General features: G+C 68.8%; 9 protein-coding genes. 4 read left to right on the plus strand and 5 right to left on the minus strand.

Annotated elements, in window-relative coordinates; all coding sequences use genetic code 11:
• Positions 1-244: 244 nt before the first annotated feature.
• Positions 245-1,279: a glutamine synthetase gene (glnII, locus tag ACFYSH_RS33810; protein WP_388757695.1), complete on the minus strand. Its 1,035-nt coding sequence runs from the start codon at positions 1,277-1,279 to the stop codon at positions 245-247.
• A 309-nt stretch (positions 1,280-1,588) separates the two neighbouring features.
• On the minus strand, positions 1,589-1,948 hold the full coding sequence (locus tag ACFYSH_RS33815; RefSeq protein WP_359479263.1) for an ArsC/Spx/MgsR family protein: 360 nt from the start codon (positions 1,946-1,948) through the stop codon (positions 1,589-1,591).
• 119 nt (positions 1,949-2,067) lie between these two features.
• On the opposite strand from ACFYSH_RS33815, the gene ACFYSH_RS33820 reads away from it, so the two are divergent.
• The 4 genes from ACFYSH_RS33820 to ACFYSH_RS33835 all read left to right on the plus strand — a co-directional run bounded on the left by ACFYSH_RS33820 (position 2,068) and on the right by ACFYSH_RS33835 (position 6,086).
• On the plus strand, positions 2,068-2,337 hold the full coding sequence (locus ACFYSH_RS33820; protein ID WP_359479265.1) for a hypothetical protein: 270 nt from the start codon (positions 2,068-2,070) through the stop codon (positions 2,335-2,337).
• Positions 2,338-2,500: 163 nt separating this feature from the next.
• Positions 2,501-3,370, plus strand: coding sequence for an arpA protein (locus ACFYSH_RS33825; RefSeq protein WP_359479267.1), 870 nt, complete (start codon positions 2,501-2,503; stop codon positions 3,368-3,370).
• Positions 3,371-3,424: 54 nt separating this feature from the next.
• Positions 3,425-4,231, plus strand: coding sequence for a class I SAM-dependent methyltransferase (locus ACFYSH_RS33830; RefSeq protein WP_359479269.1), 807 nt, complete (start codon positions 3,425-3,427; stop codon positions 4,229-4,231).
• 43 nt (positions 4,232-4,274) lie between these two features.
• On the plus strand, positions 4,275-6,086 hold the full coding sequence (locus tag ACFYSH_RS33835) for a choline/carnitine O-acyltransferase (RefSeq protein ID WP_388757700.1): 1,812 nt from the start codon (positions 4,275-4,277) through the stop codon (positions 6,084-6,086).
• 69 nt (positions 6,087-6,155) lie between these two features.
• On the opposite strand, the gene ACFYSH_RS33840 is transcribed toward ACFYSH_RS33835, so the two are convergent.
• The 3 genes from ACFYSH_RS33840 to ACFYSH_RS33850 all read right to left on the minus strand — a co-directional run bounded on the left by ACFYSH_RS33840 (position 6,156) and on the right by ACFYSH_RS33850 (position 8,677).
• A complete protein-coding gene (locus tag ACFYSH_RS33840; RefSeq protein WP_388757703.1) occupies positions 6,156-6,650 on the minus strand; it encodes a hypothetical protein in 495 nt (164 codons plus the stop codon).
• Positions 6,651-7,599: 949 nt separating this feature from the next.
• The gene (locus ACFYSH_RS33845) at positions 7,600-7,890 is read right to left on the minus strand and encodes a hypothetical protein (protein WP_359479276.1); all 291 of its coding nucleotides are present in this window, start codon (positions 7,888-7,890) and stop codon (positions 7,600-7,602) included.
• A gap of 439 nt (positions 7,891-8,329) precedes the next feature.
• A complete protein-coding gene (locus ACFYSH_RS33850; RefSeq protein ID WP_359479278.1) occupies positions 8,330-8,677 on the minus strand; it encodes a helix-turn-helix transcriptional regulator in 348 nt (115 codons plus the stop codon).
• Positions 8,678-9,123: the final 446 nt, after the last annotated feature.

A 9,123-nucleotide genomic window follows, 5' to 3' on the forward strand; every position in this document is an offset into this window, starting at 1 on the left:
CGGATCCAGCGCCAGCTTGTATGCCAGGACAGTGAAGCCCGGCTGTGGCGTGAACCTCTTCACACGCTCACCCCCACGGGCAAGGGCAATGGCAATGGCAACGGATCTTCACGACATTACGGTATACACAGACAACACCACAGCTCCACTGAAAAAAATAGGAACAGTTGTTTACCCCTCCGGTACCGTCCGGACACGCCGAAGGGGCGCCCGCCGGCGGACGCCCCTTCGAACCGGTGACGGATCAGACCTGGCCGGCCTTCTCCAGCGCGGTGCAGCAGGTGTCGACGATGAGCCGCGTGACGACGTACGGGTCGACGTTGGCGTTCGGGCGGCGGTCCTCGATGTAGCCCTTCTGGTCCTGCTCGACCTGCCACGGGATGCGGACCGAGGCGCCGCGGTCGGAGACGCCGTAGCTGTACTCGTTCCACGGGGCGGTCTCGTGCAGACCGGTCAGACGGTCGTCGATGCCCGCGCCGTAGTTCTTGACGTGGTCCATCGGCTTCGAGCCCTCACCGAGCGACTCGGCCGCGGTGATGATCGCCTCGTAACCCTCGCGCATCGCCTTCGTGGAGAAGTTGGTGTGCGCACCCGCGCCGTTCCAGTCGCCCTTGACCGGCTTCGGGTCCAGGGTCGCGGAGACGTCGAAGTCCTCGGCGGTGCGGTACAGCAGCCAGCGCGCGATCCACAGGTGGTCGGAGACCTCCAGCGGGGAGACCGGTCCGACCTGGAACTCCCACTGGCCGGGCATGACCTCGGCGTTGATTCCGGAGATGGCCAGGCCCGCCTTGAGACAGTTGTCGAGGTGCTTCTCGACGATGTCACGGCCGAAGATCTCGTCCGAGCCCACACCGCAGTAGTAGCCGCCCTGTGCGGCAGGGAAGCCGCCCTCGGGGAAGCCGAGCGGACGGTGGCCGTCGAAGAAGGTGTACTCCTGCTCGATGCCGAAGATCGGCTCCTGGCCCGCGAACTGCTCGGCCACCGGACGCAGAGCGGCGCGGGTGTTCGACTCGTGCGGAGTCATGTCGATGTGGAAGACCTCGCACAGCACGAGGATGTCGTCACCGCCGCGGATCGGGTCCGGACACGCGAAGACCGGCTTCAGCACCCGGTCGGAGGCGTGGCCCTCGGCCTGGTTGGTGCTCGACCCGTCGAATCCCCAGATGGGCAGATCAGCCACGCCCTGCGCGGGGCTACCGGTCATGATCTTCGTCTTGGAGCGAAGCTTCGCGGTCGGCTCGGTGCCGTCGATCCAGATGTACTCAGCCTTGAACGTCACGGACGCCATCCTTTGCGGGTGCTGCGGTCTATGGTGCGCAGCTTGGCAAGATGCGATTTCCCGGCCGTTGCCCGAATGTGAACCGCGTGTTTCCGAGGTTTCCCTGCGGCGTCGGGGAGCTGGCCCACGCCGCCGGGAGGTGTCTCAGCCTGCGGCGAACTGGATACGTTCCGCGTCGGCGACCCGGTCCGGGCAGACTGGTGGCATGACCACACACACCGCGTCCGCCGGGCCGCTGCGGATCGGGCCCCTGGGCGCGCGGCGGAGCGGCGGAGCAGCCGGAAGTCGCCCGCCGGATCGAGGACTTCCTCACCGCCCCAGGGCGTCCCTGACCGCCTCGTCCGTCCGCGCCACCACGGCGCTCCCGTCGTCGGCGGTGATGATCGGGCGCTGGATCAGCTTCGGGTGCGCGGCCAGCGCCGAGATCCACCGCTCGCGTGAACCGGCGTCCTTCGGCCACTCCTCGATCCCGAGCTCCGCGGCCTCCGCCTCCTGGGTCCGGGTGATGTCCCAGGGCTCCAGCCCGAGACGGTCGAGCACGGCCCGGACCTCCTCCGGTGACGGCACGTCCTCCAGGTAGCGGCGGACGGTGTAGTCGGCGCTCTCCGCGTCGAGCAGATCGACCGCGCTACGGCATTTGGAACAGGCGGGATTGATCCAGATCTCCATGGGGCCAAGGTTACGGGAGGGATCCTCGAAATGGCCTCTGGCCAGGGGTGATTGTCAGTGGTGGGCAGTAAGATGGAGGGAGTTCGTGAGGGTTCCACCACCGTGCCAGGAGGTTGCCGATGGCCGTCGCCACAGCCACGACCGAGCCGCTCCACAAGCCCCTGCGGAAGAAGCGCCTGCCCGCGGGCCGGCCCCGCGAGTGGTATGTCTCGCACAATCGCCGGCTGAAGGCCATGCGCCTGACGATCGCCCTGCTCGACGCCGGCGTGTACCAGCCGTCGAGCGCCGGCAACGCCCGGATCCGCGCAGCGGCGGAGCGTCTCGCCATCCACCCGCCGTCCGACACCACCTGCCGTATGGTCCGCGCCCTGATCCGCTACGGCCGCTGACCCCAGCCGCCTGCGCCCCCGGAAGGCCGGGGGCGCAGGCGTGTTCCGGCCGCACGTCCGTCAAGAAGTGCGTCGTGTCACAGACAACGCAGCAGAGCCTGTGGGAACTTCAACTCTGTTACTCAGCAGTTGAGTTACTGACGTGCGCGTGGAGAGGGTCGGAATGAGCACTCTGCAAGCCATCACGCTCGACCAGGTGGTCGACACGGACCGCTACCCCCTGTCGGACCCCGCAAGCAGCGAGGCCCGCGCCGTGGTGGCGCGGGCGGGACGCGAACTGGCGGAAGCCGGCTGCACCGTACTGCCGGACTTCATCCGGCCCGCACACCAGGACGTCCTGCGCGAGGAGTGCGCCGCCCTCGCCCCACAGGCGTACTTCGACGTCGAGACGGTCAACGTCTACAACACCGACGTGGACGCGGACCTGCCCGAGCACCACCCCGGCCGGCGCACCTTCGCGCGTGGCAACGCGTTCGTCGCCCGCGACCGCATCCCCGGGGACTCCCTCATCAGCAGGCTCTACGCCCACGAGTCCTTCCAGCGCCTCGTCGCCGACTGCTTCGGGCTGCCGCACCTGTACGAGCTGGCCGACCCCCTCTCCGGGCTCGTACTCAACGTCGTACGGCCGGGCATGGAACACCCCTGGCACTTCGACACCAACGAGTACACGGTCAGCATGCTGACCCAGGAGGCGCAGGAGGGCGGCGCTTTCGAGTACTGCCCGAACATCAGGTCCGCAGCCGACGAGCGCTTCGACGACGTCCGGGACGTCCTGGACGGCCGCGGCGCACGCCCACCGGAGCGCCTGCCCCTGCGCCCCGGCGACCTGCAGCTGTTCAAAGGCCGCTACTCGCTGCACCGCGTGAGCCCCGTCCGGGGCGACCGCGCACGCCACAGCGCGATCTTCGCCTACAGCGAGCGCCCCGGTGTCATCGGGAGCGTGGCGCGCACCCGGCAGCTCTTCGGCCGCGTACTCCCGGAACACCTGGAGGCGGAAGGCCGGGCCGTGCGGGGCGATCAGCTGCTGGACTGAGACGACGGCCCACGGCTCCAGGCACCGCCACGCGCCCCCACCGAGGAGAAGCCCTTGCGTCTCGACGCGTCCGGAAAAGTCTCGCTGGACCACATCTACACCGCGTCCGACCCCCGCACGTACTTCCAGGTGCTCCGCCCGCTCGGCTACTGCGTCCCCCAACTCGCCAAGCCCTACTTCGACAAGGTCCTCAAGGAGTACCGGGAGACCGAACAGGTGCCCGTCCCCCGCGTGCTGGACATCGGCTGCTCGTACGGGATCAACGCCGCTCTGCTCAAGCACGACATCACGATGGACGAGCTGTACGACCGCTACGACGGCAGCGGCCCCGACTCCCGCGCCGCGCTGCTGGAACGGGACCGCGACCTCGCCCACTCCCGACGCCCCGCGCGGCCACTGCGCTTCACCGGCCTGGACGCCTCCGCCAACGCCCTCGCCTACGCACACGAAGCGGGATTCCTCGACGACACCGTCAACGCCGACCTCGAGACCGACGACCCCACCCCCGCGCAGCGGGACCGCCTCGCCGGGACGGACCTGGTGATCTCGACGGGCTGCATCGGCTACGTCACCGAGCGCACCCTCACCCGCGTCGTCCGCGCGCAGGACGGCCGCCTCCCGTGGATGGCGCACTTCGTGCTGCGGATGTTCTCTTTCGACCCCGTGGAGGCGGCCCTGGACGAGCTGGGCTACCGGACGGTCCGGGCCGACGGGGTCTTCAAGCAGCGGCGGTTCGCAGGCCCGGAGGAACAGCGAGGTGTCCTCGACAGCCTGGCCGCCGCAGGCGTGGACGCGAGCGGACTGGAGGAGGACGGCTGGCTCTACGCTCAGCTCCACCTCTCCAGGCCGAAGCACCCGTAGACCACTCCCGCCCCACCCCACTCACCGAGAAGAGAGAGCCGCATTGAACGTCAGCCAGGAAGCCGCAGCCGGCGCGACCTTCGCCCGTGAAGGCACCCTTCCGCGCGTGCCGCTGCCCACGCTCGAGGCGAGCTGCGACAGGTTCCTCGCCTGGTGCGCCCCACTGCTGACCGCCGAGGAGCGGGCAGCGACGGAAGCCGAGGTCACCGCCTTCCTGCGGCCCGACGGCCCCGGCCGTGCCCTGCACGCGGCGCTGGAGGAGTACGACGCGACGGAGGGCGTGCACAGTTGGCTCGACACCTTCTGGCCGTACCGCTACCTCGGCCGCCGGGACCGCATCGCGCTCAACGCCAACTTCTTCTTCCTGTTCCAGGACACCGGCCAGGGGCAGCTCGACCGGGCGGCCGGGCTCGTCGCGGGGGCGCTGCACTACAAGCGGCAGCTCGACGAAGGGCTCATCGCGCCGGTGGAACAGCGCGGCGTACCCCAGTCCATGGTGCAGAACCAGTACCTCTTCTCCACGACCCGCATCCCAGGCGTACCACTGGACACCGTGCGCGCCCCCTACAGCGAGCGGGAACCCGGACCTTCCGCGGCCCGGCACATCGTGGTGTTCTTCCGGGGCACCATGTTCCGGCTGGACGTGCTCGGCCCCGACGGCGTCCCGTACAGCCTCGACGAGATCGAGGCCGGGCTGCGCGCCGTCACCAAGGCCGACGTCCACACGGCCGAGGAGGACCGGGCGGGCCACCTCACCACCATGGCGCGCGCGGACTGGGCGGACGCCCGGCAGTCGCTCGTCGCCGGCCACCCGGGCAACGCCCGGACCCTGGACGACATCGAGACCGCTCTCTTCTGCGTCTGCCTGGAGGACTTCGCGCCCGAAGGCATCCAGGCGGCCTGCGACGAGCTGCTGTACGGAGACCGCGGCAACCGCTGGTTCGACAAGGCCGTCTCCTTCGTCGTCTACGCGGACGGCCGGGCAGGCATCAACGTCGAGCACTGCGAGCTGGACGGGACGACCATCCTCAGCTTCACCGACGCCCTGCTCGGCACCCCGCCGGACGAGCACTCCCGCCGGTCCGGCGCGCGCTCCCAGGGCGAGCCCGTTCCGCAGCCCCTGACCTTCGCACTGGACGAGCCCCTACGGGAGCGCGTGCGCTCCGCGGCCGAGGCGTTCGCCGCGTACGGACACGGCACCGCCACCCGCACCGTGTCGTTCGGCGACTTCGGCAGCACGGCCGCCAAGGCGCTCGGAGTGTCCCCGGACGCCTTCGTCCAGACCGCCTACCAGGTGGCCCACCAGCGCGCCAAGGGCCATCTCGGAGCGACGTACGAGTCGATCGCCACCCGCCAGTACCGCCACGGCCGCACGGAGGCGATGCGCGTCATCACCCCTGAGATGTCCGCATTCGTCACGGTGATGGACGACCCTACGGCCGACCGCGACACCCGCCGGGCCGCGTTCCGGGCCGCCGCCTCGGCCCATGTGGCGCGGGCGAAGGAATGCCAGGCGGGCGAGGCCCCCGAGCAGCACCTCTGGGAACTGGAACTGATCCAGCGCCGCCGCGGTGACGAGCTCGGCGTGCACGAACAGCCCGCCCTGTACCGCTCCCCGGGCTGGCTCACCCTGCGGGACGACTACCTGAGCACGAGCTCGGCGCCGTCCGAGAACATCCAGTACTTCGGCTTCGGTTCCACGAGCAGCCGCTGCATCGGTATCGCCTACGTTCTGCTGCCGGACCGCTTCAACCTCTACCTGAGCACCCCGCTCGCGGTGGCGGACCAGATGCACGCCTTCGCGGACCACCTCCGCGAGGCGGTCGCGGAACTGCGGGAACTGCTGACGGACTGACCCGAGATGCCGGGGGAGGGGGCGGCGGGCAGCCCCCTCCTCGCCGGCATCATTCGGCCTCACGTTCTCTCACGCACGTGCTCTCACGCCAGGGACGAACGGCGTCGGGGCCCTGTGCTCGGCGAACCGTTCGAGCGTCAGCTCTGCTCGGGGAAGCCAAGAGCGGGCCGGGCGGACGGATCCACGCTGAGAGGGCCCAGCCGAGCTCCCGCAACCGCGGCGTGGACAACGGTGCCGCACCTTCTTGCCGGTCTTTTTCACGTAGACCGTGGTGGCGCCGATGTGTTTGTTGCTCACCACCTTCTTGGACTTCCACGTGACTGTCGCGTGCAGGGCGGTGCGGTACTTGCTCGACTTCCAGTCGAACTTCGAACGCCCGTCGCCGCCGAACTGGAACTTCTTGCCGTAGTCACAGCCCCCGGTGGGAGCGTCGATCTTCTTCTGCGGAATGAAGGAGATCCAGGACAGGGTGGATGTCTTGGCGACACCTGCGGCGGTCGCTCGGGAAACCGCCTGCTCGCGCAGTGCCGTTGGCGATCCGGAGACCGGAATGGAGACCTTCATGCCCCACAGCCGGGCCTGCCACTGGCGTTTTGCGAGTGTGGAATGTCCCGCTCTTCCCTGCATGGCCCGTGAGGCAGTGCCTCTTCCCGGCCTTGGGACCGGTGGACGAGCGTCTGCCTCGGCGGATCACCCCGGACATTCCGTGAAGGCCTGAGCCGGAAAGGGGCGGTGGCCCGAAAGGGGGCCGGCAGCAGCGGGGTGACCTGTTGGCCGTTCCCTGCCCGCCAAGGGTTCGGGGCTGTGGGCCGCCCTGTAGCGACCGGCCTGCTGACCGACCTGCGCGGCGCTGGCCTGCGCCTGGGAAGCTCCCGGGCGGCGATTCCTGTGTCAGTACCTCAGAGGGAGGCTTGCGCCGATCTCTGCCTCCTTCTGGCAGGGGATGTACCAACGACCCTAGAAAGGAGGAGGGTGGGGCGTAAGTGTCTCCTGGGGCAGTGCACTGGTGGGCAGTATTCGAAAGGGCAGAGGCATGGCGTGCCGCCGACCGGTGTGGCGCAACATTCGCTCGGCGTCTGGCGTAGCCGCACGGGCCTGCTGGGCACCGTGAGGTCAATAGACGGGGAAGCTCAAGGGGCGGTTCGACGCGGGTGACATCGTCCGAGGAGCGGAGTCCGCCCATGCCCGGGGCACCGCTGGAGGTAAGCGTTCAGGAGAGCTATGCGGACTGAGCTTGTCCGCACCATGTCGGTGCCCAGACCTGCCGCATCCCGGCAAGGGGCTGACCGACCGTCAGGCCCCGGTGGTCAACGGCAACAATGAGTCGGCGGGGCCACCACGAAGGCATGTACCGGTGCCGGGGACAAGACCGGGAATCCGGAGTATCACGCGTCAAGGGGCGATGGCAGATACCGGGGGCCCTGGTATCCGCGAGGAAGTGTGCCGGCGTGAGGTTCGGTAGCGGCGATGACGGCGGTCGGCAGCCCCGGGCCCGGCAGGCGGTGCCGAGGCGTCAGGCGCCCAAGGCCCCGGCGAGGAAGATCGGGTAGAGCACGCTCAGGGATCCGGTGGCGAGGCCGATGGCACACTGGCCCCGGTTGAGCTTCCGGGTCAGACCGAGGAGCGCGAAGGTGACGGCGAGGCTGCCGAACAGAAACGGGATCGCGATTCCGATGAAGCCCGCGAACACCGCAGCGACCAGAGCAACGGTGCCAAGGACGAGTGAAGCCGGCCCATAGAGGGTTGCGGGGCTGTCGGCGGATCCGGTGGTCATGTCGGTTTCCTCGCTGTCGGGCTCCAGCATGCAGGCACACTCATGATGTCACTTTCCGGGCGTGCCACCGGCTTGTGCCGTGCGTATGGCCACCCGTGAGATCAAGCTCACGCTTGGGGCAGAAGTCTGCAGCTGACCCCATATCCACCTGGTCACGCAGCGGGGCAGTTCGAGGCACTGTTTCCCGGTCGGGTCGTGCAGGCTCGGTCTCGGGTCGGACAGTCTGTAGTCGTGGTGGAACACCAGGGCGTTGTCCACGTCGGCCGTGCCGGGACCGGCACCTGCCCGGGTGAGACGGACCACCGCCAAAACGCTGGCCGCTCACCTTCGCCCCCGATTCTCTGGTGCAACTATCAGCCAACTCGGCGTCGCTTGGCCCCTCAGGGGGCGGCGAGGGCGGGTTCCCGAACCCGCCCTCGCCAGACATCCGAGGACCAGACAGAGGGAGGCGGACCCTCGCAGGAAACGCTCACGCGGCAGACGGCGTCCACGGATCCGCAGGCAGCGTGGAATGCCCGCGGGGGCAGCACGGATCAGCACACAGCACGTTGTGGGAGAGCACGGACAGCACCGCAGCCTGCAGCCGAGTCTCCTGCCCCAGCTTCTCCATTATCCGCGCGAGGTGCGCCTTCACCGTGCGCTCCGCGATACCCAGTTCCCGCGCCAGTTGCCGGTTCCCCAGCCCCGTACCTAGCAGGAGAAGCACCTCCTTCTCCCGGCCCGTCAGCTCCTTGAGCCTCCCCGTCTCACGTACCGGGTGGATCCCGGTACGCCGGTAGGCACACGCAGCATCTGCCGTATCGGACCGCTTGGTCATGGCTGGTCCTTCCTGATCCCACTGTTCCCAGCAGAGCCCCGTGCCCTGGGTGCGGCGGCGATCACGGCCCAACCTACCCGCCGGTACTGACAAGGGCACGCTAGAAAACGCGGGGTCCCTCAAGGGCGCTGAGCCAAGGGGCACTTCCGGTCAACTCGGTGGCTGCGTAGGCTCGTTCTGCGTACTCGCGAAGACTGAAACCATCGGGAGAAGGCTGTGTGGAACCGCATGCCCACACATTGCTTCGTCGTGTCCGCCATCGCCGGTACCGCCGGTCTTGCCTTGGCGCCCATGAACGACGGGACCTCCAGGCCACGTCAGCGGCCCGCAGGGAAGGTCTCCTTACAAGGAGACCTAGGTGTATTGCCCTGTGAGGTTGGGGACGCGGCTGGCGGGTGGTTTGCCTGCGAGCGCGGTGTGTCCGCGGTGGTGATTGTAGGTGTGCA

It is taken from the genome of Streptomyces sp. NPDC005791, assembly GCF_042871485.1.
Taxonomy (GTDB): Bacteria; Actinomycetota; Actinomycetes; order Streptomycetales; family Streptomycetaceae; genus Streptomyces.

Excerpts from the sequence above, each read along its gene's own strand:
- ACFYSH_RS33845 (WP_359479276.1), bottom strand. The coding sequence starts at position 7,890 with ATGCTGGAGCCCGACAGCGAGGAAACCGACATGACCACCGGATCCGCC.
- ACFYSH_RS33850 (WP_359479278.1), bottom strand. The coding sequence starts at position 8,677 with ATGACCAAGCGGTCCGATACGGCAGATGCTGCGTGTGCCTACCGGCGT.
- ACFYSH_RS33825 (WP_359479267.1), top strand. The coding sequence starts at position 2,501 with ATGAGCACTCTGCAAGCCATCACGCTCGACCAGGTGGTCGACACGGAC.
- ACFYSH_RS33815 (WP_359479263.1), bottom strand. The coding sequence starts at position 1,948 with ATGGAGATCTGGATCAATCCCGCCTGTTCCAAATGCCGTAGCGCGGTC.
- ACFYSH_RS33820 (WP_359479265.1), top strand. The coding sequence starts at position 2,068 with ATGGCCGTCGCCACAGCCACGACCGAGCCGCTCCACAAGCCCCTGCGG.
- ACFYSH_RS33840 (WP_388757703.1), bottom strand. The coding sequence starts at position 6,650 with ATGAAGGTCTCCATTCCGGTCTCCGGATCGCCAACGGCACTGCGCGAG.